At 42.2% G+C, this 23494-nt stretch carries 18 protein-coding genes and 2 riboswitches; of the genes, 1 reads left to right on the top strand and 17 read right to left on the bottom strand.

Features of this window, described 5'->3' with window-relative positions:
- Positions 1-26: 26 nt before the first annotated feature.
- The 14 genes from ptsG to ACZ5B7_RS01480 form a co-directional block, all read right to left on the bottom strand.
- Positions 27-2096, bottom strand: coding sequence for a glucose-specific PTS transporter subunit IIBC (gene ptsG, locus ACZ5B7_RS01545; RefSeq protein WP_464492353.1), 2070 nt, complete (start codon positions 2094-2096; stop codon positions 27-29).
- 182 nt (positions 2097-2278) lie between these two features.
- A complete protein-coding gene (gene glcT, locus ACZ5B7_RS01540; protein WP_464492352.1) occupies positions 2279-3121 on the bottom strand; it encodes a glucose PTS transporter transcription antiterminator GlcT in 843 nt (280 codons plus the stop codon).
- Between the two features lie 119 nt (positions 3122-3240).
- Entirely contained in the window at positions 3241-4569 is a 1329-nt protein-coding gene (locus ACZ5B7_RS01535; RefSeq protein ID WP_464492351.1) for an NCS2 family permease, read from the bottom strand.
- Positions 4570-4678: 109 nt separating this feature from the next.
- Positions 4679-4780, bottom strand: a riboswitch (purine riboswitch).
- 101 nt (positions 4781-4881) lie between these two features.
- Positions 4882-6423 (bottom strand): glutamine-hydrolyzing GMP synthase, encoded by a 1542-nt coding sequence (guaA, locus tag ACZ5B7_RS01530; protein WP_423800439.1) that lies wholly within the window; start codon positions 6421-6423, stop codon positions 4882-4884.
- Positions 6424-6549: 126 nt separating this feature from the next.
- Positions 6550-6651, bottom strand: a riboswitch (purine riboswitch).
- A 33-nt stretch (positions 6652-6684) separates the two neighbouring features.
- Positions 6685-8874: a transglutaminase TgpA family protein gene (locus tag ACZ5B7_RS01525; protein ID WP_464492350.1), complete on the bottom strand. Its 2190-nt coding sequence runs from the start codon at positions 8872-8874 to the stop codon at positions 6685-6687.
- A complete protein-coding gene (locus ACZ5B7_RS01520; RefSeq protein WP_464492349.1) occupies positions 8874-10091 on the bottom strand; it encodes a DUF58 domain-containing protein in 1218 nt (405 codons plus the stop codon). The genes ACZ5B7_RS01525 and ACZ5B7_RS01520 overlap by 1 nt, the downstream gene beginning before the upstream one ends.
- 1 nt (position 10092) lies before the next feature.
- On the bottom strand, positions 10093-11049 hold the full coding sequence (locus ACZ5B7_RS01515) for an AAA family ATPase (protein WP_213148353.1): 957 nt from the start codon (positions 11047-11049) through the stop codon (positions 10093-10095).
- Between the two features lie 132 nt (positions 11050-11181).
- Positions 11182-12012 (bottom strand): 5'-methylthioadenosine/S-adenosylhomocysteine nucleosidase, encoded by an 831-nt coding sequence (locus ACZ5B7_RS01510; protein WP_464494412.1) that lies wholly within the window; start codon positions 12010-12012, stop codon positions 11182-11184.
- Positions 12013-12264: 252 nt separating this feature from the next.
- A complete protein-coding gene (gene aes, locus ACZ5B7_RS01505) occupies positions 12265-13230 on the bottom strand; it encodes an acetyl esterase (RefSeq protein WP_464492348.1) in 966 nt (321 codons plus the stop codon).
- Positions 13231-13235: 5 nt separating this feature from the next.
- A complete protein-coding gene (locus tag ACZ5B7_RS01500) occupies positions 13236-13364 on the bottom strand; it encodes a hypothetical protein (protein WP_464492347.1) in 129 nt (42 codons plus the stop codon).
- A gap of 26 nt (positions 13365-13390) precedes the next feature.
- On the bottom strand, positions 13391-14947 hold the full coding sequence (locus tag ACZ5B7_RS01495; RefSeq protein WP_464492346.1) for a BCCT family transporter: 1557 nt from the start codon (positions 14945-14947) through the stop codon (positions 13391-13393).
- 138 nt (positions 14948-15085) lie between these two features.
- Positions 15086-16165, bottom strand: a complete 1080-nt coding sequence (locus ACZ5B7_RS01490) for a tartrate dehydrogenase (RefSeq protein ID WP_464492345.1) — start codon at positions 16163-16165, stop codon at positions 15086-15088.
- On the bottom strand, positions 16165-17616 hold the full coding sequence (locus ACZ5B7_RS01485) for an aldehyde dehydrogenase family protein (protein ID WP_464492344.1): 1452 nt from the start codon (positions 17614-17616) through the stop codon (positions 16165-16167). The genes ACZ5B7_RS01490 and ACZ5B7_RS01485 overlap by 1 nt, the downstream gene beginning before the upstream one ends.
- Positions 17613-18698 carry an aromatic ring-hydroxylating oxygenase subunit alpha gene (locus ACZ5B7_RS01480; RefSeq protein WP_464492343.1) on the bottom strand — a complete coding sequence of 362 codons (1086 nt, stop codon included), beginning with the start codon at positions 18696-18698 and terminating at the stop codon, positions 17613-17615. Before ACZ5B7_RS01480 ends, ACZ5B7_RS01485 begins: the two co-directional genes overlap by 4 nt.
- Before the next feature lie 340 nt (positions 18699-19038).
- Between ACZ5B7_RS01480 and ACZ5B7_RS01475 the strand changes: the two genes are divergently transcribed.
- The gene (locus ACZ5B7_RS01475; RefSeq protein ID WP_464492342.1) at positions 19039-20388 is read left to right on the top strand and encodes a sigma-54 interaction domain-containing protein; all 1350 of its coding nucleotides are present in this window, start codon (positions 19039-19041) and stop codon (positions 20386-20388) included.
- Between the two features lie 70 nt (positions 20389-20458).
- On the opposite strand, the gene tatC is transcribed toward ACZ5B7_RS01475, so the two are convergent.
- The 3 genes from tatC to ACZ5B7_RS01460 all read right to left on the bottom strand — a co-directional run bounded on the left by tatC (position 20459) and on the right by ACZ5B7_RS01460 (position 23331).
- The gene (gene tatC, locus ACZ5B7_RS01470) at positions 20459-21220 is read right to left on the bottom strand and encodes a twin-arginine translocase subunit TatC (protein WP_464492341.1); all 762 of its coding nucleotides are present in this window, start codon (positions 21218-21220) and stop codon (positions 20459-20461) included.
- Between the two features lie 67 nt (positions 21221-21287).
- The gene (locus tag ACZ5B7_RS01465; protein ID WP_213148362.1) at positions 21288-21494 is read right to left on the bottom strand and encodes a twin-arginine translocase TatA/TatE family subunit; all 207 of its coding nucleotides are present in this window, start codon (positions 21492-21494) and stop codon (positions 21288-21290) included.
- An 85-nt stretch (positions 21495-21579) separates the two neighbouring features.
- Complete coding sequence (locus tag ACZ5B7_RS01460; protein ID WP_464492340.1) at positions 21580-23331, bottom strand: alkaline phosphatase D family protein; 1752 nt, start codon at positions 23329-23331, stop codon at positions 21580-21582.
- Positions 23332-23494 lie beyond the last annotated feature (163 nt).

The raw sequence follows: 23494 nt of genomic DNA, 5'->3' as shown, positions 1-23494 counted from the left end.
TTATAAAGAGCCGGTAACTTAATACATTACTTTGTTATTTTAATAATACCTTCTTGCTTTATTTCTACAAGCCCCTGCTTTTCAATAACTACTTTTTCGCCTTCAGTTAAATTAGTAAAGACGATTGGTGTAATCGTTGATTTGGCATGCTCCTTAATATAAGCAATATCAAACTTTAACAGCGGCTGGCCTTTTGTAACACGGTCATTTTCAGACACCAATGTTTCAAAGCCTTCACCCTTCAGGTTAACCGTGTCGATACCTACGTGAACAAGAATTTCACGGCCGTTATCAGAAAGAATGCCTAGGGCGTGCTTTGTTGGGAACAGGTTAACAATTTTACCGTCGACAGGAGATACAACCATGCCTTCCTCAGGAACAATTGCAAAGCCATCACCCATCATTTTACCTGCAAATACCTGATCCGGCACTTCAGTGATTGGTTTGATTTCCCCTTTAATAGGAGAAACAAATACATCTTCACCCTTATGTTCAGATTGAAGCGCTTCAGGGTTTACCTCTTCAATTTGCTGCTGCACGCCTTTTTCCGGCGCATTGACAGCGGTTGTGCGCGGACGCTTTCCTTCCATTATATCCTTCATTTGACCCTTAATCGTTTCAGAACGCGGGCCGAAGATAGCTTGAATATTGTTTCCGACCTCAAGGACACCCGCTGCCCCAAGCCGCTTCAATTCATTTTTGTCCACTTCTTTAATATCATTAACGGATACACGAAGGCGGGTAATACATGCATCTAAGTGAGCAATATTTGCTTTGCCGCCCATGGCATCCAATATATTAGAGGCTAAATCGCCAGAGCTTGCTTTGCCAGTCGGCGCCTGGTTTTCTTCTTCCTCCAGTTCGCGGCCTGGTGTTTTCAAATTAAACGTGCGAATTGCGAAACGGAAACCAAAGTAATAAATAACAGCAAACACAAGACCGACAGGAATAACAAGCCAAGCATGCGTCTGCGGGTTAATTAACCCGAATAGAATGTAGTCGATTAAACCTCCGGAGAAAGTCATCCCGATTTTTACATTTAACAGGTGCATCGTCATAAATGACAATCCAGCAAAAATGGCATGGATTCCAAACAAAATTGGTGCAACAAATAGGAATGAGAATTCAATCGGTTCAGTGATACCTGTTAAGAAAGAAGTTAAGGCAGCAGATGCCATTAAGCCCCCGACAAATACTTTCTTCTCTGGTCTTGCTTCATGATAGATAGCAAGCGCTGCAGCTGGAAGACCGAACATCATGAACGGGAATTTACCTGTCATAAACGTACCGGCAGTCAGATTCTTCACGTGGTCTGAAATCTGGGCCATAAAGATCCGCTGGTCACCGTGAACTACCTCACCGGCATGAGTTGTATAGCTGCCAAACTCATACCAGAATGGAGCGTAGAAAATATGATGCAGTCCAAAAGGAATTAATGAACGCTCAATAACCCCAAAGACAAACGCCGAAAGCGTTAAGTTTGCATTTACCATGTTATTAGAGAACGCATTCAATCCGTGCTGGATTGGAGGCCAAATAACCAACATGATTAAACCTAAAATGATAGCTGTTCCTGCCGTAATAATCGGAACAAACCGTTTACCAGCAAAGAATCCCAAATAAGAAGGCAACTCAATTTCAAAGAACTTATTATATAATCCTGCGGCGATAATACCAACGATAATCCCGCCAAATACACCTGTCTGGAGGGTAGGAATCCCGAGGACACTAACATAGCTTGTGCCATTAATATCCTTTGCATCAATTCCTAAAACTGTCCCCATTGTGACATTCATAATCAAGTAGCCAATAATCGCTGCAAGTCCGGCTGTACCTTCTCCGCCAGCTAATCCGACAGCAACCCCGACAGCAAATAACAACGGCAGGTTACCAAAGACAATATCTCCGGCATTTTTCATTACATTAGCAACCATTCTGACCCCTTCATTATCTAAGAAAGGTGCCAAGTTTAATAAGGCCGGGTTAACAAGCGCTGCACCTAACGCCAGCAGAATCCCTGCAGCCGGCAGTAATGCAACCGGTAACATTAATGCTTTACCGACTTTTTGTAAGACACCAAAAGCTCTCTTAAACATATTTAAACCTCCTGAAATTGTATTCTAGCTCATTAAATGAATGCTTTTTATAAAAAAGACGCAAAAAAGGCATGAGCAAAAGACCAATTGAATGAAGATATGGGTATAGAGTTCCCATACATCCTCATTTCAATCAATTTTTTACTCATGCCTGATCGAATCAGTAACACGTAAATTGATGACTATTTAAATTTGTTTTGCAGCCGCTGCAAATGCATCGTCAGATAGACAGCTTCTGCATCGAACACTTTCATTTTTAAAGCTTGCTGCATTACCTTAATGAGCTTCCATGCAAGATTATAGCACACCGGATATTCATCCTTCAATAGGGAAGCGATTTTTTCTGGCTCTTCCACTTTTTCCCCATTTCTGACACGTTCTATCGTAAAACGAAGATGGCGGACCAGCCTCATATAATCAATGCTTTCCTTATCAATTTCAACCAGTAACTGCTCTTCCACCATATCCACTAATCTGCTGATCAACTGGGAATGCTGATTAACCTCAGAAAGATTCTTATTCGTTATGGCACTATGAATGTGGAGAGCAATAAAACCAATCTCCCCCACCGGAAGTTCAATACCGGTTTTATCTTTAATCAATTCCACGACTTCCTTCGCCACCTCATATTCATGACGATAGAGCGCTTTCGTTTCAACCAAAAATGGATTGCCCATTTCCATCCCTTGCGAGACACGCGTTAGCGCAAACGTTAAGTGATCGGTTAAAGCAACATGAATATGTTCATTTAGCTCTGAACGAGTACGCTGCTTTATTAGGTTAATGGCGGAAATGATTACTTCGTGAACATTTTGGTCAATAAAAGGAAGAAGTTTAATATAGTTTTCCTGCTCTTTTTCATTTTTAAGAACAAATAGCTTTTCAACTTTTTCCGTATCAATAAAATCGCCCTGTTTACGGTTAAAGCCAATGCCTTTGCCGATAATGACAACTTCCTTGTAGGCAGGGTGTTCAGCAATCAATACATTATTATTTAAAGCCTTATTTATCTGAAGTTTTGCCATACCCTTAATCCTCATTTCGAATAAAAACAATCAGTATTACCATACTAAAAGACGCCCATCAGGAAGTCAACGACAAAAAAGGAACTGTGAAAAATATCCACAGCTCCTTCATAAAGGATTTATTTTAAGAAAATAAAATACAGTACAAAGATAACAAAGAAGAAGTACATAATCGGATGAATTTCTTTCGCTCTGCCCTTTACCAGCATTGTAATCGGATAGAAGATGAAGCCAATCGCAATTCCCGTTGCGATACTGTAAGAAAGCGGCATTGCAATGATGGTTAAAAACGCCGGAACGGCAATTTCAAACTTAGTCCAGTCAATTTTTCCTAAAGAAGAAACCATCAGTACCCCCACAATAATTAATGCAGGAGCAGTAACCGGTGCTGTAATGACTGATAATACCGGGAAGAAGAATAATGATAAAAGAAATAATGCAGCAGTTACCAGTGACGCAAATCCTGTTCTGGCACCGGCAGCAACCCCCGCTGTTGATTCGATATACGAGGTGGTTGTTGATGTTCCAAGGACAGCACCGACAGTTGAAGCAACAGAGTCAGAAACCAAGGCTCTTCCTGCATTTGGTAGTTTACCGTCCTTCATTAATCCTGCCTGACCGGCAACCGCAACAAGTGTCCCTGCGTTATCAAAGAAATCCACAAACAAGAAGGTAAGGATAATACCCAGCATAGCTGTTGTATAAAACGAACTGTCTCCAAAGGAAGAAAACGCAGCACCAAAGGTTGGTGAGATACTTGGTACATGGCCAATAACTTTGTCAGGAACTTTAATTTCGCCAAAAATCATTCCTACGATTACCGTGATGATCATTCCGTAGAATACTGCACCACTAATTCCTCTTGTCATCATGATAACTGTTACTAAGATGCCAAAAATAGCCAATAATGTCCCTGGGGCTGACAAATCTCCCAGACCAACAAGTGTTGCATCATTGTTCACGATAATTCCAGCACTCTGTAATCCGACAAAGGTAATAAATAAACCGATACCAGCACCAACTGCATGTTTCAATTCAATTGGAATGGCATTAATAATTTTCTCCCGAAGACCTGTCAGCGTCAGTAAAAAGAAGAATACGCCGGAAATGAATACAGCACCCAAAGCATGCTGCCAAGGAATTCCGCTTCCTAGTACCACTGTATAAGCGAAGAAAGCATTTAATCCCATCCCCGGTGCTAACGCAAGCGGATATTTACCGAGAAGACCCATAATAATAGAACCTAATGCCGATGCTAATGCTGTAGCTACAAACACTGCTCCATAATCCATTCTCATTGCATCAGGAAGATCTTTAACAGATGCAAGTGACAGCGTTAATGGGTTAACAACCAAAATATAAGCCATTGCTAAAAACGTAGTCAGCCCGCCCATAAATTCGCGGCGATAATTTGTGCCTACTTTTTCAAACTCAAAGTACTTTTGCATTTTTATTCCCCCTGTTTTTTCCCTTTATTTTATGCAAAAAAACGTTCCGGCATTCTACCGGAACGTTGACTCTTGGCAGGTGAAAACAGAGAAAAGAATAAAAATGCCTCTCTATTAAACACTGCCTCGTAGTCAAGCCATTTACGGTGGCTCGGTAGAAACTTTTGGGCCATATCCCCAATATTATACGACGCAATTCGACAATATCTTCATTTGACTTTTTTATTTTAACAGCGTTTTTTATGTTTGTAAACAATAAAAACGAACGATACTAAAAAATATTTTTAGTATCGTTCGTTTTTTTACTTCCTCTTATTCCCATTCAATTGTTGCAGGTGGTTTGCTGGTGATGTCATAGACAACGCGGTTGATGTGCGGGACCTCGTTTACGATTCTTGTCGAAATAACTTCAAGGACATCCCACGGAATCCGTGCCCAGTCAGAAGTCATACCGTCAATCGAGGTGACTGCGCGAATCCCGATTGTATAATCATACGTACGGGTATCTCCCATGACACCGACGCTGCGGATATCCGGAAGCACGGTGAAGTATTGCCAAATATCGCGGTCAAGCCCTGCCTTTTTAATTTCCTCGCGGAGAATCCAATCTGATTCGCGGACGATTTCTAATTTATCTTCCGAGATTTCACCAAGGACACGAATACCAAGGCCCGGTCCCGGGAATGGCTGTCTCCAGACAATTTCATCTGGAATTCCCAGCTCGGTACCTAAGGCACGTACCTCATCTTTAAATAAAGTGTTTAATGGTTCGATTAATTTAAATTGCATGTCCTCAGGAAGCCCGCCAACATTATGGTGGGATTTAATCGTTTGCGCTGTTGCTGTACCGCTCTCGATTATATCGGTATAAAGCGTTCCTTGTGCTAAAAATTCAATGCCCTCAAGCTTGGCCGATTCATCATCGAACACATAAATAAATTCATTGCCGATAATTTTCCGTTTTTTCTCAGGGTCAGAAACACCTGCTAACTTTGATAAGAAACGGTCTTTAGCATCAACCTTGATAACATTCATATGGAAACCTTCAGTGAAAGTCTTCATAACGCTGTCTGCTTCGTTTTTCCGTAATAAGCCGTGGTCGACAAAAATACAGGTTAACTGGTCGCCAATAGCTTTATGAATTAATACGGCTACAACCGAAGAGTCTACCCCGCCGCTAAGCGCGCAAAGAACCTTTTTATCTCCGACAGTTGCGCGGATTTTTTCCATTTCCATTTCAATGAAGTTCTCCATTGACCAATCGCCGCTGCAGTCGCAAACGTTGAATACGAAATTCTTCAAAAGGTCATTTCCGTAAACTGAATGTCGCACTTCCGGATGAAACTGAACTGCATAAAGTCTTCTGTCAGCATCGCTCATCGATGTAATCGGACAGGACGGGCTTGTTGCATCAATAGTAAACCCTGCCGGTGCTTCTACAACAAGGTCACCATGGCTCATCCAGACAACCTGCTCTTCCGGCAGACCGCCAAATAGAGCTGATTGGTTCTCTACCTTCATTGTAGCTTTTCCATATTCACGATGCTTCGCTTGTTCAACCTTGCCGTTAAAATGAACAGTCATTAACTGCATTCCGTAGCAAATCCCAAGAATCGGCAGACCCATTTCAAAAATTTCTTCGTCACAGCGGAAGGAATTTTCATCATACACGCTATTCGGGCCACCGGAAAAAATGATTCCCTTCGGATTCATCTTGCGGATTTCTTCTGCTGTAATTGTATGCGGATGAAGTTCGCTGTAGATACCAAACTCACGAATTCGGCGTGTGATTAATTGATTATACTGACTCCCAAAGTCTAACACGACAATCATATCTTGCTTTCCAGACAACATGCCCACCCCTATTTTTATAAAATTTAGTTTAGTTTTCCCGTTTTTTCACAAAAAAACAAAAAAACTAGAATTCCCGCCCATAAGAAAAAGGAAGGCAGAATTCTAGTTTTCTCGTAAAAGATTATACTTAACCAATTCTGCCTTCATAGTCAGGCCCTTTACGGCGGCCCGGTAGAGACTCTCGAACCCTATCATCGAGGATATATGAAGGTTTACACCTATTAAATTACACCATATTGTAACAATAGGTTGATTTTTTGGTCAAGCGATTGTCTTTTTAATTAAATTTTCCCACAATTCACGCGCTTCCTTCCAGCTTCCCTCCGGAAGGTTTTGATGGTATAAGTACTGCTCATACGCCTGTGTTAAGCGAGTCATTTCCCTTGTAGAAAAGAATGTATCGATATAGCGGGCATAGTTACGAAGTGTTTGATTTTCCTTACGCTTTAACCCGTAACGGTGGAGCTGACTAAGTAAAACCAAATAGGCCACACCAATGGTTTCATCCTTTTTCCTAAAACGGTACCGCAGCATGACGAGATACGGGAACCATTTGCCGCGAATTCGATACAAAAGCGCAATAACAGCAGCAGCAAACACACCGCCAAACACAATCCATTTCCACTCATTCTTGAAAAACAACTGGATATTTCTCCAGATATCCTTGATATCAAAGGAGTTATCCTTCTTTTTATTTGCTGTTTCTTCGAGCGGCTTCTTTTCCGGTTTTTTAACAGGTGCAGGCGCAGGGGTTTGCGTATTTGTGGAAGTCTGCCCTGATGTAAAGTTAATGTTAATACTGTTTGAGAACCCTTTTGTCGGTTCAAAAGGAATCCAGCCTTGAGTCGGGATAAATACCTCTACCCAGGAATGAGCATTATTATTAGTGATTGTGTAAAGCTCCTTCGTTTCGTCATCCCGGCTGTATTCTAGGAACTCTCCTCCCGTAAATCCCTTTACCCAGCGGGTTGGAATGCCAATCGAGCGGAGCATGACGGCCATTGAGCTGGAAAAATTATCGCAGTACCCTGTTTTCGTATCGAATAAAAATTGGTCCACATAATCGTCTTTTCCCCCTGGGATCGCAACATTTTTCTGGTCATAGGTGTATTCTGTATTTCCAAAATACCGCTCGACCGCTCTTGCCTTATCGAACCAATTCGTTTCGGAAGCGGTGACCTCTTCTGTTAATTGTTTGATTCTTGGCGGCAGCTCTTCCGGAATCTGGGTATACCTTTTGTAAAACTCCTCGTTCATCACAGCCGGGTCATAGCCTGTCGTTTTTCTTAAATCTACGGCTTTGTATTTAGGCACTTTAAAATCAACGGTATAATCCACATTGCCGATATTTCTGATTTTCTCCGTATTTGTATCAATTTGAATCGGATACTGTTCAGGCAGCTTTGGTTGGAAATCGATGAACTTTTGAATTCCGGCCGGATAAACAACAAAAGAAACAAACTCCCCAGCCGGATTGACTTTAGCCGTTTCATTGGTGGTTTCCACATTACCTGGAATAGATAATACCGGCACTAAATCAGTCTGTCTAAAATCAATGGTTGTCGATCCCGATGCAAGCCAGCCCTTTCCGGTATACACATCCTTCGTTTCAACCTTCCAATAGTTCTTGCCATTCGACTCAACCGTAAAAACAGTGGTATCATCCCCAATAAACGGACCGCCCAATCGGGAGTCATTCGTCCCATAGCCAATCCGGCTGATACCGCCGATGCCATCTCCGCCTCCCTTGCTACCCGCCGCTTTTAAATAAGGAACCGGGTCGGGCCAAATCGGCGCTGCCTTCGGAGCAGCAATTCCAACAATCACGCTTAAGGCAACCATAATAACAAGCGGCACCATCCATTTTTTCATAAAAGCGGAGTCGCTGTTGATATTTTCTCTTCGATTGATGCGGAAAAACGTCAGCATGCCGATCACAGCAAATCCAGCTACCACAGTCTGGACGATGGCAAATTTGGCATCATAGATGGTAAACGTATCGAGAACCGTGATATACAGTAACGTCATAAAGAAAAAGATAAAAATCCGTTGCTGCCGCAGGAGCCAATAATGGATGAGGTAGACCATGATCCACATTAGGATAAAAAACAGCAGGGTGCGGAATTCGTTTGATAATTCGTCCCAGTTTCTCGCCACAATGAACCATAAGTTATTGATGATATCTTCGGAAAAGGACCCTAACCACCCGGAGTGAAAAAAACCTCCCTCGTAGTGGAACCGATTAATCGAAAAAAGAATGAAAGCAATCTTAATCAACCATTGCCAAAACCATCTCATTTGCAGATAGGACAGGGCAAATGCAATAATCAAAAAAACAATAAATGTTTCGATATGGTCCGTATCTGTTAATTGTTCCACCGGCCTAAGCCATTCCCATAGCAGCAAAAATCCAAAGGTATATAAAAGAAGGGTTGGGAAATCTCTTTTCATTAATATAACGACACCTCCGAGAAGGCAGATGCGAATTGACCGTCATGAACCAATATCACTCGGACGCCGCGGGCGTTTGCTACTCCAATGAGCGAGCGTTCATTGCCATCAGGCGCTTCATGTTCACCTTTGATAAGGAAAAGGGTAATCGCCCCTTTTCTTTGGCCGTGAAAGCTGGCTTTTTCAATCAAAGACTTGGTTAACTGGGCTGTGACGAGCATGAATGAAACGGTTTGCTGAATAAATAGGCCATCAGCTTCAATGACCTTTTCTAGCGGTGAAAAGCTTTTTGCCTCGATTTTGGCGAGATGATAGAAAAGCTGCTGCAGCTGCTGTTCCCCGCCTCTGATTGAAAACGAGGCTCGTTCCTTGCTGATGGTAAGAAGGCCTGTTTGCGCCCCTTTTTTCAAAACAGCCCTTAGTAAAGAGGCCGTGAACGAAACTACTGCTTCAAAGCGTTTATCCGGTACACAGTCCATCACCACAAATACATCATGAGACTGCCGCTGTTCAAACTCTTTTGTCATAATTTCATTCCGCTTGGCAGTTGCCTTCCAGTTAATCCAGGAAAATCGGTCGCCCGGCTGGTAGTCCCTGACGCCGACCGCCATGGTCGTATCGCGCTGGATCCGTTCGCGGGATGCTGTCAAACCTTGGTCATACTGATGCTCAAAGGGACGGTAAAGGAGCTCGGTATAGGCCGGATAGACAATGATTTTCCCTTCAGCTGGGTGTGTTTTTTCCTTTTCAAATAAGCCTAGCGGGTCGCCGGCCCTAAGGGTAAAGGTTTGAAAAAAATGCTCGCCGCGCGGCAATTTATCGATGGTATATTCATAGGTAAACTCTTTTTTAAACCCGGGAAACAGAATGGCCTTCGGGGAGCTGGCTTTATCGGCATATTCTAATGATTGGTCCAGGTTATCTTGGACGATTAAATAAAATAACGGAAAGCCTTTCGACCTTTTTATCTGGACGGTTACTTTTAACGGCTCCCCGGCATTGTAATTCGTTTTGGGCAGAACCCTTTTGACTTCCAATTCGTTCAAAGAATAGAAGGAAAGTGCAACGCAATAAATCGCAAACGGCAGGAAGCTGTAAAACAGAAACCAGCTGACAAATCCCCCTTGGAACATTGCATAGGAGAAGGTCAGGAAGATCAAGAAAAATAACAGGATAAACTTCCAAGCCCTTTTAGTGAATTTCCATAGTTTTTTCATTTTACTTCACAAGCCTTTGGACAGGAACGGGAACTCTGTTAACTACACGGTTCACTACTTCCTCCGAGGTGATCCCTTCAAATTTAGCTTCCGACTTTAAAATAATCCGGTGCGACAGGACGTATGGCGCTAAATATTGAATATCATCCGGCAGCACATAGTCACGTCCAAAAATAAAGGCATAGGCTTGCGCAGCTTTCATCAGAGCAATGGATCCCCTTGGGCTTGCGCCGAGGTATACACTCCCATACCCCCTTGTCCGGTTAACGATATCCACGATATAACGCTTGATCGTATCATCGACAAAAACCTCTTTGACCTCTTGTTGTAGCGCCCGCAGGCCCTCCAGATCAATAACAGGCTGAAGGTCCTCGATTGGCGGCACCTTTTGAGCACGGTTCAATACCTCGATTTCTTCCTGAATGTCCGGGTAGCCCATCTTCATTTTTAATAAAAAGCGGTCAAGCTGTGCTTCCGGAAGCGGATATGTACCTTCATATTCTATTGGGTTTTGCGTCGCCATGACGAAAAACGGTTTTTGGAGTTTGTGGGTCACTCCGTCAATCGTGACACTCGCTTCCTCCATGCCTTCAAGTAGTGCCGACTGCGTCTTCGGCGAAGTCCGGTTAATCTCATCCGCGAGGATAATATTACCCATCAGCGGGCCAGGGCGAAATTGAAACTCCATTTCCTTTGGGTTATAAATGGACACCCCGGTTACATCTGATGGCAGCAGGTCCGGGGTGAACTGAATTCTCCGAAAGTTAGCATTAACTGATTTAGCTAAGGCACGAACCATCATCGTTTTTCCGACACCCGGCACGTCTTCAAGCAGAACATGGCCTCCTGCCAGCAGCGCGACAAGGCTTAGTTCCGCGACATTTCTTTTTCCAATCATAACCTTTTCAATGTTCGCGAGAATTTTATCTATTGTGGGATTCCATTGTTCATGGGCCAAGGCTGACTCCTCCTTATTCAAAAAACCAAATAATTACATTCCATCTATGTATTCGATTTTTCTCCGAAAAATTCCTGTGAAAAAGACACAGATATTTCAACTATTAGACGGATGATAAGGAGGAAATGTTTCTTACTTTTCTGTTAAATTGTAAATGTACGTTTTAACAAGTTTATACACATAACTCTGGCCTGCTGTTTCTGTATCGGGGTTGTATCTTTCACCGTTTACAATGTTATTAGAGACAATTCGAATCCCCAAGAACGGGACTTGGAAGCTTTCTGCAACTTGGGCGGATGATGCTGCTTCCATTTCTTCCACAGAGGTGCCGAATAGGCTGTTCAGCCAATTGATTCGGTCCACTTCGTTATTCCATACATCCGATGAACCGATTGTACCTTCGACAACTTTTCCTTTGTGATACTGTTCCCTTATTTTCATAGCATCAGCAAGCAATCCTTGATCCCCTTCGAAGTAGCGGATTTGCCCCGCCTTCACCTCTTCTTCACTTTCTTCCGAAGCGGTTAAGTCCATCGGCATCCACCTAGTCGGGGCAATCCCATGATTTTTCTCTCTTATTTCTGTTTTAAACGAGCCGATATTGGTCACTCTTTTTCCGACGACAATATCAAAAACATGTATATCAGGAACATGGCCGCCTGAGGTGCCTTGATTAATAATAGCAATCGGGTGATATTTGACGATAGCAATGGCCGTAGCCGCCGCGGCATTTTCCATTCCTTTCCCTGTTTTTGAAACGATAACCGGATAGCGGTTGATTTCGCCTTTATAAAAAACAAACGATCCATACTTTTCCTTTTTAACTTTTTCTAATCCCTGAATTAACTGGTCAACCTCGACCGGCATGGCCCCTTGTATTATTATCGGCCTTTGTGCTGATTTTGCGTGTACCTCTATTTCGCACATTAAAAATAGGTTTAACAAAAATAAGGCTGCTGCCATTATTTTTCGAACAATCATACAGGCAACTCCTTTCACAGAATCATTCAAATAAAACAAAGCCCTCCTTATTATCAGAAACTAACTCCTGATTTATGAACCGAGTGTTTATCCTGTTATGATAGTTCGAAGACAGGAAAAAAATTTTTATATTTAATCTAAAGAAATGCAAAAAACCACTTCCTAGATTTTTTAGGAAGTGGTCTCTGCTAATGTTATAAATTTTACTAGACTGTTTCACCAGCTTAGCAGGAATTACCTCATACAAGATTTATAGAAATTTGCACCTTTTTGAATTGCCTCTTTGGATTCCGGAAGAATACGAGAATGGTGTAAAAAGGCATGGATCACGCCTTTATATTCTTCTAACTCTGCTTTAACATTATTATATGCTAATATATCATATAATAGTTTACTGTCATCCTGAAGCGGATCCAAATCGCCATAAGCAATATAGCACGGGGGCACTCCTTTAGTTAAATCATTCGAAAAACAGTCATAGTAACGTAAATCTGCATTTCCGTCACCTAGATACATTTTTGAATAGGCCATTAAATCTTTACGGCTTAATCCATCATAATCGCCGCCAAATAAGCGCATTGATTTCGAGTCAGTGAGTCCATAAGCACCGTAATAAAGAAGTAAAGAACGTATATAAGACACATCTTTCTTTGTATCCCGCAAATATAAAGCCGTTGCTAAGGATAAATTGGCTCCACCTGAATCCCCTGCAAGGGTAATATCATCCCTATCAACATCATATTCTTCCGAATGACTTCGCAACCAATCAACTAAGAAAGCACACTCTTCAACTTGTGTAGGATAGTTAAATTCAGGAGCTAGGTGATAGTCGATGCCTATTACGACTGATTCCGTTTCTTCCATTAACAAGCGCATAATTTTACTATGTGTGTCAAGATTCCCTACTACAAACCCGCCGCCATGGATATAAACAATTGCACCTTTTCCAGTCCTTCGCATTGGGTAGTGGAAACGAATTGCAATGGGTCCGTATGGTCCTTCCACCTCTAAATCAAAGGTTTTTCCCGGTTCAGGACCGCCTTCGTTCCAAAACTTTCTTTCCTTCACATAGTTTTCACGCATCTCTTCAAAAGTTACATCAGTTGAAAATGCATCTTCAACAAGTTCATTTTGTTTTGTTAATGTTTCTAGCATTTTAGGAGTCATCATTTTGTAAGCATTATATTTGTTCGGTTCCAATTTTTCTAGTCTCCTTCAATGTTATTATTTTTTTCAAATAATAACTTTACGTTCCACACGATAAAAAGTAACATTCCGATTTGCAGCACTTTTTCAGCAATAAGTTCCCAGCCATGCAGATAATATAAATCCATCCTGTGATTTCCCCCTCAACATAAAATTATACTTGCGGCTTATCTTTCATTAGCTGTTTAATGAATGCAGTTATCATTAATATAAAGAAAAACAAATAAGGATACGATAGAGTAGTTGCCAGTGATTTTACCGCATTTAAAGCATCGTTTCCACCTAGGGTAGTGGCAAAAATCCCCGTTAAAGCGATAATGGTAATGAGTATAACCCATACGCCACTTCTAACAGGAGCTGCTTCTTTTCCATCTATATCTGTCATTCGTGCTAATGATAAAGCGGCACTTGTCACTGTTGTTGAAATAAACATAATCAAGAGAACGATTGTTGCAATAGAGGTTAACTTTGGCCAAGGCATGGTCTGCAAAATAGCAAAGAAGGTCATATCTGGGCTTTCCATAGCGTGTTTAGCAATTTTTCCAGTTCCCAAAACGGCATCTAAAAGAGCGATTCCGCCAAACGCAGCATGCCAAATCAACATAAATAGTACCGGTATTGTCATAGTGGCGAAGGCAAATTGGCGAATCGTTCTGCCTTTTGAAATAGATGCAATGAATACGCCCATAAAAGGTGTCCATGAAATCCACCACATATTATTAGCAACATCCCATGTGGTTGTATAGGTAGGATCCTTACTAAATAAAAACATATCGAAATTTCTTGGAATCAGTTGATCAATATATGTTCCCAGCATTTGCACAACTTGATTTAATATATAACGCGTTGGTCCAAATAATATGGCAAAAAGCAAAATTACAATGGCCAAATAGACATTCCAATCGCCTAACACTTGCATTCCCTTACCGACTTTCTTAGTTGTAGATGCAAAAAAACAGACGATAAGCAATATGATTAATACAAGATACGGAAGGACTCCTTTAATAGAAATGTCCATTACCAGTTTAATCCCGGTAGCGATTTGTACACTTCCTAGCCCCATGGTGGCTGCAATGGTCATGGCAGAGCATACAATGGCTAAAATATTCATCGTGTTTTTCGTTGCAGGGACCCATTTTCTCCTGCCGAAGCTTTTTTCAATGACATCACCTGGCAAATAGCGGATGTTATGTTTTGTAACAAAGTAAGCCATGACTAAACCCACAACACTAAAAATAGCCCAAACAGAAACGCCCCAATGGTAAAGGGCTGTCCCCATTGCTTCTTTGGCTGCTTCCATTTTATTTGGAGCCTCCGTGCTGCTCGGTGCTAAATAATAGGCATAAAGAGGCTCATTTACACCAAAATAAATGATTCCTATACCAATGGAGGATGTAAACAACATTGCTAGCCACGAAAACATAGAATAATCCGGCTTGGCATCTTTGCCACCTATGACGACCTTCCCGTATTTTGAAATTCCCAATGCAACTAAAAATCCCATACATAAAACTGGAATTAACATGGCAGTCCACCCATACTGAGTAGCAAATAGATTCTGAATAAAGGTCATAATTTTCGCAAGTGTACTCGGGCTAATTAACGAAAAGATAGAAAAAAATGCAGTAATTAAAGCGGAAATAAGGAAAATAGTCGTGAAAATCTTTGGTTTTTTTACAGTAGTCTCTTTTATGACAGTCTCTCCTTGCACAATGATCCTCTCCTATCCTAGCATATATTAATTAAAAGGTTACTCCGTTTATTCTATCAATCTCTCTAAATATTTTAATCAGATAGAATTTTCCAATAATTCGGAGCGTATTATGATAAAAAATAATATTTATACAGTTTATTTCTCACCTATAAGAACGACCAGAATTTCCGCCACCCGTTTTCCAACTTCAGAGGTGGAATTTGCCCCCTTCATATCAGGCGTCAATACCTTGCCTTCCACAAGCAATTCCTCGATGGCATCAAGAACCAGCTTGCCATAGTTTTCGTATCCCAAATGATCTAACAGCTGACTCACTGACCAAATCGTCGCCAGCGGATTAGCCAATCCTTTACCTGCAATATCCGGTGCAGAGCCATGAATTGGCTCAAACATCGATGGGAAGTTTCTTTCTGGATTAATGTTTGCACCGGCAGCCAGTCCAATTCCTCCAGCTAGAGCTGCACCTAAATCTGTTAAGATATCACCAAATAAATTTGAAGTAACCACCACCTCAAATCGTTTCGGATTGGTAATCATCAGCATCGCTGCTGCATCAACGAGATAGGAAGCCGTTTTCACATCCGGGTAGTCTTTGCTGACTTCCTCAAATACTTGGTCCCAGAAAACCATCGAATAGTTTAAGGCATTTCCCTTACTGATACTAGTTAGAGATTTACCTTCTTTTCTTGCTGTTTCAAAAGCGTAGCGGATCACCCGTTCAGTGCCTTTGCGGGAAAACACTCCGGTTTGCAGCACGACTTCATTTTCTTGGCCCTTAAATAACCAATCACCAGCCCCGGCATACTCCCCTTCACTGTTTTCACGGATAAACAGCATGTCCACATCTTTCCGATTAATATCATTCAATGGACATGGGGCGCCATTGATTAACTTAATTGGACGGATATTGATGTATTGGTCAAAGCTTTTTCTGATTTTCAACAACAAATCCCATAAGGAAATATGGTCAGGTACACCCGGAAATCCGACTGCACCTAGAAAAATAGCGTCAAAACCCTTGAGCTTTTCGATTCCATCCTCATCCATCATGACACCGTGTTTAGAATAGTACTCACAGCCCCATGGAAAATATGTGTACTCGAACTTTAGGCTGCCATCTAACTCTGCAATTTTATTTAAAACCTTTATTCCTTCCTGCAATACCTCGGGGCCGATTCCATCCCCGGGTATTACAGCAATATTATATGTGCTCATTATTTGTCTCCTCGGTTCCAAACAACTAATTTCAATTCTGTCATTTCCTCAACTGCATATTTGATCCCTTCGCGTCCAGTTCCGCTTTCCTTCACACCGCCATATGGCATATGGTCTACCCGGAAAGTAGGAATGTCGTTGATCATCACCGCCCCGACTTCTAGCGTTTCGCTTGCAAACAAAGCCTTATCAACATTTTTTGTATAAACCCCAGCCTGGAGCCCGTATCTTGAATCATTTACATATTCAATTGCTTCTTCAACGGAACCTACCTTATTCACAATTACAACCGGAGCAAATACTTCCTGGCAAGACACCTTTTGTTTCGGGTCAACATTGGTTATAATAGTCGGCTCTAAAACCCCATCTCCTGTAAGCTTACCGCCAGCTGCTATCTCTGCGCCATTTTGCTTCGCTTCTTCAATCCAGTATGCCGCGCGCTCTGTTTCTTTTTTGGAAATTAACGCTGATATATACGTATCAGGGTTTAACGGGTCACCTATTTTTAATAGTTTTGCCGCCGCCGCAAACTTTTCAACAAATTGATCATACACATCTTCATGGGCATACACGCGCTGTAAAGAAATACATACTTGGCCTTGGTTGGAGAAAGCCCCCATCACACAGCGGTCGATGATTTGATCAATATTTGTATCTTTATCCAAAATAACTGCTGCATTAGAGCCAAGTTCTAAAGTTGTTCTTTTCAACCCCGCCTTATTGCGAATCGCAATTCCAACTGCCGGGCTGCCGGTAAATGTAATCATCGCAACTCTGTCATCGCGGATGATCGCTTCCCCTACAACCGAACCAGAACCTGTTACCACATTTAATACACCGTCCGGAAGGCCTGCCTCTTTGAAAAGCTCTGCAATGTAAAGAGCGGATAATGGTGTTTGCGAAGCCGGCTTTAACACAATGGAATTGCCTGATGCAATCGCTGGTCCTACCTTATGGGCCACTAGATTCATAGGGAAGTTGAACGGCGTGATCGCACCGATCACCCCAATCGGCTTGCGGAGAGTATAACCGACTCTTCCTACACCGCCGGGAGAAGCGTCAAAAGGAAGAGTTTCCCCGTGAATTCTTTTTGCCTCTTCCGCTGCAAATTTATAGGTTTCGATTGTTCTTGAAACCTCTCCTCTCGCAAAAGAAATCGGCTTAGCTGACTCACTTGAAATAACTTCTGCCGCTTGCTCTAACCTTTCTTCTAATAGTTTTACGACATTCTCCAAAATGGCTGCCCGCTGATAGGACGGCATTTTTGAAATTACTCGAAATCCTGCTTGAGCTGATTTTATGGCGTCCTTTGTCAGTTTTTCATCTGCCAACGCAATCTCAGCAATCAGTTCTCCAGAATATGGGGAGTAAAGAGGGGCATATTCTGCCGCCTCTACGTCTGCTCCATTAATAAACAAATGCTTTTTCTCAGCTGCTGCCACCTTACTCATCGTCTTAACGCCTCCAATACCATGTCATGGAATTGTACAATTGCTTTTTCGGAGGAAGAATAAACTCCTTGGTTAAAGGCACGGGAACGGAATCCAATCTGCTCCAACTCTACTAACTCCACATCTTCTTGTCTTACTTGCTCCGCAAATGTTACAAGGTCCTGTTCTTCTTGGGATAAATTCTCATCCCTGAAATAGTAAGTGTACACTCCTAAAGTTGTTTCTTGGTCAATCGGAACCATTTGAATAGTTGCCATATTGGCAGGTCCTGGATAGATTGTTACCATTAGGTTTGGCCATAACCAGTAGAACTCCCCACCTTGGAATTCAGCTTCATTTAAGTCAGTTGTACCCATTGTTTTATCCGGTTTAACCACTGATGCTTGAACGGAATAGTTTTGGCAAGTAACAATTTGATAGTTTTTCATATCAAGAGTTGCTACAAAGCTAGGGTGTGCAACATGGCAGTGGTCACACTCTAAATAGTTGTCGATAAACGCTTTCCAGTTTGCTTTAATCACACGCGTTTTTTGGTTAATTCTCTTAAGTTCGCCTAAGAATGGGAACTTTGCTAGACGATCGAAGAAATCGCCGTACACTTCAGCTAAAGGTGCAGCATGATCATCAAGATTAACGAAAATGAGTCCCTCTCCAATTTCCATTCTTACAGATCGTAAGCAGCGATCGCTGACACAATGGGCATCTTCGCCAGTGAAGTTTGGAGCCTTATTCAACTGTCCATCTAAATGGAATGTCCAGCCGTGGTAGCCGCAGGCAAAAATTTTCTTCGTTCCAGCGTCTTCTTTTTCAAGTTTTGTTGCACGGTGCGGGCAGACATTGTAAAATGCACGAATCACTTCGTCTTTGCCGCGGGTAACAAGAATTGGCTCGCCTGCCACTTCACAGGAAAAGAACTGGCCGACTTTCTCAACTTGGCTTACATGACCAACTAACTGCCATGACTTAGCGAACACATCATTCATTTCCTGCTGATACACCTTTGGGTCTGTGTATAAATCATAAGTTAATGTTCTTTCATAAACTTTGTTCGACTTGTTTACGACTGGATTATAAGTTGCCATACTAATTCTCTCCTTTTATCCTAAAATTCTTTATTAACAAGATAAATTGCTATGAATCTTCTAGATTACGTAATTGAGTCAGAAACAATTCATCTTACTTGTTCCCAATAAACGAGAGAATTCAGAATAAACCGTTTACAAAGGAACGAATATTTTGTTAAATTGTATTAGTGTGATTTAAATCACTTATTTTTATAAATGCAAGTATCATGCCAATTATTAAATCCGCGTTATAATTAGGAAAAGTGCCAATTTTCATTCAATTCTTAGCCTAAAATCGAGTTGTTTCCAACTCATTCGAATCACATTCAACTCAAACTCATTAAGGAGCTGTCCTCCTATGTTAGAAAATATCCAAATACCCGAAATAACAGGTGAAACATTAAGAAAGATCTTGGATCATTCCTCTGACGAAATATTTGTCATTGACCGGGATCAAAGGATTATTTTTGTTAATAGTGTTTGCGAAAAGCATTATGGTTTAAAGCCAGAGGATGTCGTCGGAAAACTAAATGCGGAATTATTTGAAATGGGGTATTGGAAGCCCTCGATTGTTCCTTTGGTATTTAAGGAAAAAAAGCCAGTAACCATCCGGCAGTCCACCTATATTGGGGCTGAGCTATTAACGACGGCAGTTCCCATATTAAACGAGGATAATGAAATTGAACTAATTGTCACGACCTCACAAGAGATGCAAACGTTTAAGCAGATTAAAAAAGAAAGAGAAAATCATCCAGCAGAATCTCATCACTCCACTCCAATCACGAATTGTCAAAAAATGAAGGACATTCTGAAGGTCTGTGAAAAAATTGCGAAGGTAGATTCAACCATATTAATTCAAGGGGAATCCGGAACAGGAAAAGGCGTGCTGGCTCAGTACATTCATGACATAAGCAAGCGGAAAAACAAAACATTTCTGAAGCTAAACTGTGCAGCCCTGCCTGAAGACCTGCTCGAATCAGAGCTTTTCGGTTATGCCGAAGGAGCATTTACCGGTGCCAGCAAGCATGGTAAAAAGGGATTACTGGAGATAGCGGATCAAGGGACATTGTTTCTGGACGAAATTGGTGAGCTTCCTTTGTCGCTGCAAGCAAAATTATTGCAGGTCATCCAGGACAAACAATATCTGCCGATTGGCGGTTACGAAATGAAAAAAGTGGATGTCCGGATCATCGCAGCCACAAACCGAGATTTAGTTGAAATGGTGGGGAAGAAAGATTTTCGCGAGGATTTATTTTACCGTTTAAATATCATCGATATTCACCTTCCACCGCTAAGGGAGCGCAGAGAAGACATTATTCCTCTGACTTATAATTTTTTATATAAATTTAATAAAAAATATGAGATGAATAAAATTATCTCTCAAGAATGCATGAATATCTTTTATGGATACTCATGGCCGGGAAACATCCGCCAGCTTGAAAATGTAATGGAAAGGCTAGTTGTCACCAGCGACTCTACCATCCAGAGATATGACCTGCCTGAGCTCATTTCGCAAAACATCCAGCCGCAAACTCAGTACAGCCTTCCCGCAAAACTTGACGATGCCATTGAGCAGGTAAAGAAAACGTTAATTGCCCAGTCGTATAAAAAATATAAGAGTTCGAGAAAAGTAGCAAAGGATTTAAATATCAGCCAGACCCGGGCAGTAAAGCTAATCAGCCAGTATTGCGGAGAAGTTGAGGAGTAATTGATAGAGGATTTATTCAAAAAAAGGTTGCGGGAGTTCTCCCGCGACCTTTTTTCTTAGCCAATAGGCATTATGAATATGACTGTCCGCTTTCTGCTAAGCCATGGTTTTCTAGAGCGGCCTCAAGCTGCAATTTTTTTCTGTACACAATTCTAGACAGTGATACGCTCACTTCATATAGGACAAGCAATGGGACAATCACCAGAACATCCGAGAGGAAATCTGGCGGAGTGATAAGAACGGATACGACAATCAGTCCAAAATAGGATAGTTTCCTAGCCTTGGCCAGCCTAACCGGATTGAGAATCCCTAGTCTCGTTAAAAACATGACAACAAGCGGCATTTCAAACAGAAATCCAAACGGAAGTGTAAGGTTGATCATGAACCTGAAATATTTTTCCGCGGTGAACATCGTTTCAAATTGTCCAGCTGACAGTTTGGTTAAAAATCCGAGAACGATTGGAAACAGCACAAAATACCCGAATGAGATCCCCGCTATAAACAGCAGGAATAGCCCAGGTATGAACCTTAAGGTTACCACCCTTTCTTCACGATGCAGTGCGGGTGCCACAAAGCGCCAAATCTGGTAGGCAGCAACCGGAATGGCTGCCGCGATTGCAAATACAGCCGCAATCATCATGTAGACCCAAAGGATGTCACTTGGACCAAGGACTGCCAGTTTTCCATCAAGATCTTTTACAAGCCATTTATAAATATCCTGCGCAAAAATAAAACTGGTGATGAGAAAAATAATAAATGCCAGCAACGTGATAATCAGCCGCCGCCGAAGCTCCTCTAAATGATCTCCCAGATGCAGCTCTTTGTTTTCCATCCTTTGAACCCTCCTATTTTTTACACAGAAAGAGAGCGGACGTGTAGCCTCGCCTGCTCTCTTTCCATTAGTTTTCTTTTTTCACAGCGGAAAGCGCGGGTTTTTTCGCTTCCTCTTTGTTGTCATCAGATACTAAATCCTTTGCCGCACTTTTGAATTCGGTTAATGTCCGACCAAATGCCCGGCCGATTTCCGGCAGCTTGGATGGCCCGAATATGATCAGAGCGATGACAAGCACTAAAATTAATCCTGGAATACCGATATTGGACAGCATTGTGGATCATCTCCTTTTTACGTAAATGGCAGCCACCAGTTTGTTGCAAATAACTATGTGCCATTCATCCATTTTTCTGTTTGATTTAATTAGGAACGGCTTCTTTTTTGCGCTTTTTCTCCAATTGAATTTCATGCGCACGGGCATGGGCACGGTGGCGGTCTTCTTCCACTTCTGCAGACATTTGGACACCCATAGGCACCGTAGTGGTTGCTATTTCCTTTAGCCCGTTCTCGTCTTTCTCATAAACAAATGATGCTCTTGTTGAAATATCTGCTCCCAGCTCGGTCACGAATGGAACGACACGATAATCGGCGCGCCATTGTTCTGGAGTGACCTGGCAGCGAACGTAACCGCGGTAATTATTAAAGAATTTGATGTGCGGGTTGTCCGCTAAAGTTTTCGCCGTGTCAGCACGCAAATCGGAGCCGTTTCCACCGGAAGTAATCGAAGTCCCGACAAACTCGGCGCCAAAAATTGGAGCATCAGGATTGTTATAGTCAGTAGTCAGGTTGCTAGCCCAGCTTGCATGAACGTCTCCTGTAAGAACAATTACGTTATCCATGTTCTTGCCGGCAATAAAATCTGTCACACGTTGGCGTTGGGCCGGATAGCCGTCCCATGAATCCATGCTGAACTTCGGCGGAGTACTTGCAGATTTGCGCTGTGCAAAGAAAATCTGCTGAGCAAGAACGTTCCAATGAGATTTCGAGTTTCCTAGATTGTCAAACAGCCATTGTTCCTGTTGAGCACCAAGAAGAGTCCGTTTTGGATCTAAGGATTCAGGTGTATGAGCTTTCGATCCATCTCCATTCGCCTGGTCATCACGGTACTGGCGTGTATCAAGGACAAAGAAGTTTGCCAAATCACCATAAGTGAAATCCCGGTATAATTGCATGCCGCCGTCTTGAGGAAACTGCGACTTGCGAAGCGGCATATGCTCGTAATAAGCCTGATAAGCAGCGGCACGACGCTTGATAAACGCTTCAACAGACTGTCCTTTTTCAGGGGTAATATTTGCGTAATTGTTTTCCACTTCATGGTCATCCCATGTCACCACCCAAGGGAATGCAGCATGCGCTGCTCTGAGGTGTTCATCGGAACGATACTGGGCATAGCGGTTGCGGTAGTCTTCAAGAGTGATTATTTCGTCACCTTGATGGGCACGGACATTACCCGTATCCGAAAGATATTCATTTGTGCCGTATTCATATATGTAATCTCCGAGATGGAACACAAGATCTAGGTCCTCTTTGGCCAAATGCTTGTAGGCCGTATAATAGCCGTGTTCAAACTGCTGGCAGGAAGCGAATGCGAATGTCATGCTTGCTACACTGGCACCTGCTGCAGGAAGTGTCTTTGTTTTTCCAACAGGGCTTAGTTCATTTCCACACTTGAAACGGTAATAATAAACCGCATTGGCCTTTAGGCCGCTCACTTCAACGTGAACAGAGTGACCGAGACTGGGTGAAGCATGTTCTGTTCCCCGCCCGATGACGTTGCGGAAGTTTTCATCAGTAGCAAGCTCCCAATTGACCGGAACGACATGAGACGGCATTCCTCCGCCATTCAATGGATCCGGAGCTAGTCTTGTCCACAAAACGACGCTGTCTGACAGGGGATCGCCAGAAGCAACACCAAGGGTAAATGGGTAGACACTGAAATTTGGAGCAGCTTCTACCTTAAAGCCGCCCAATGAATTAGCAATGGCCAGCCCTAGGGACACCCCCGCTATCTTGCCGGCTCCTTGAAGGAAACTGCGGCGGTCAATATTTTTTTTCATACTATCTTCGGTAAACTTCCTTACTAGTTCGTCCAATGCTCTCTCATTTGTCATGATTTTTCTCCTCTCAGGATTAAAATTCTGAACCACAAATTTGATTATATTTGGCATTTGTTAATGGCGTATAAAGATATGTAAATAGATGGATATTCCGGTGAAGACCCCCATTTTATAATAATTAGACTTTCAGATGATAAATGGCTGGATGTTCCTCAAT

It is taken from the genome of Neobacillus sp. S1115 (assembly GCF_055385565.1).
Note: the sequence above shows the minus strand (reverse complement) of the source record. Positions and strands in the feature narration are given on the sequence as shown.

Coding starts and splice junctions, on each gene's coding strand:
- tatC (WP_464492341.1), bottom strand. CDS start 21,220: ATGGAAAACAAAGAGCTGCATCTGGGAGATCATTTAGAGGAGCTTCGG.
- ACZ5B7_RS01475 (WP_464492342.1), top strand. CDS start 19,039: ATGTTAGAAAATATCCAAATACCCGAAATAACAGGTGAAACATTAAGA.
- guaA (WP_423800439.1), bottom strand. CDS start 6,423: ATGTTGTCTGGAAAGCAAGATATGATTGTCGTGTTAGACTTTGGGAGT.
- ACZ5B7_RS01535 (WP_464492351.1), bottom strand. CDS start 4,569: ATGCAAAAGTACTTTGAGTTTGAAAAAGTAGGCACAAATTATCGCCGC.
- ACZ5B7_RS01520 (WP_464492349.1), bottom strand. CDS start 10,091: ATGAAAAAACTATGGAAATTCACTAAAAGGGCTTGGAAGTTTATCCTG.
- ACZ5B7_RS01485 (WP_464492344.1), bottom strand. CDS start 17,616: ATGAGTAAGGTGGCAGCAGCTGAGAAAAAGCATTTGTTTATTAATGGA.
- ACZ5B7_RS01480 (WP_464492343.1), bottom strand. CDS start 18,698: ATGGCAACTTATAATCCAGTCGTAAACAAGTCGAACAAAGTTTATGAA.
- ptsG (WP_464492353.1), bottom strand. CDS start 2,096: ATGTTTAAGAGAGCTTTTGGTGTCTTACAAAAAGTCGGTAAAGCATTA.
- ACZ5B7_RS01460 (WP_464492340.1), bottom strand. CDS start 23,331: ATGACAAATGAGAGAGCATTGGACGAACTAGTAAGGAAGTTTACCGAA.
- ACZ5B7_RS01465 (WP_213148362.1), bottom strand. CDS start 21,494: ATGCTGTCCAATATCGGTATTCCAGGATTAATTTTAGTGCTTGTCATC.
- ACZ5B7_RS01500 (WP_464492347.1), bottom strand. CDS start 13,364: ATGGATTTATATTATCTGCATGGCTGGGAACTTATTGCTGAAAAAGTG.
- ACZ5B7_RS01525 (WP_464492350.1), bottom strand. CDS start 8,874: ATGAAAAGAGATTTCCCAACCCTTCTTTTATATACCTTTGGATTTTTG.
- ACZ5B7_RS01490 (WP_464492345.1), bottom strand. CDS start 16,165: ATGAGCACATATAATATTGCTGTAATACCCGGGGATGGAATCGGCCCC.
- ACZ5B7_RS01510 (WP_464494412.1), bottom strand. CDS start 12,012: ATGGCAGCAGCCTTATTTTTGTTAAACCTATTTTTAATGTGCGAAATA.
- glcT (WP_464492352.1), bottom strand. CDS start 3,121: ATGGCAAAACTTCAGATAAATAAGGCTTTAAATAATAATGTATTGATT.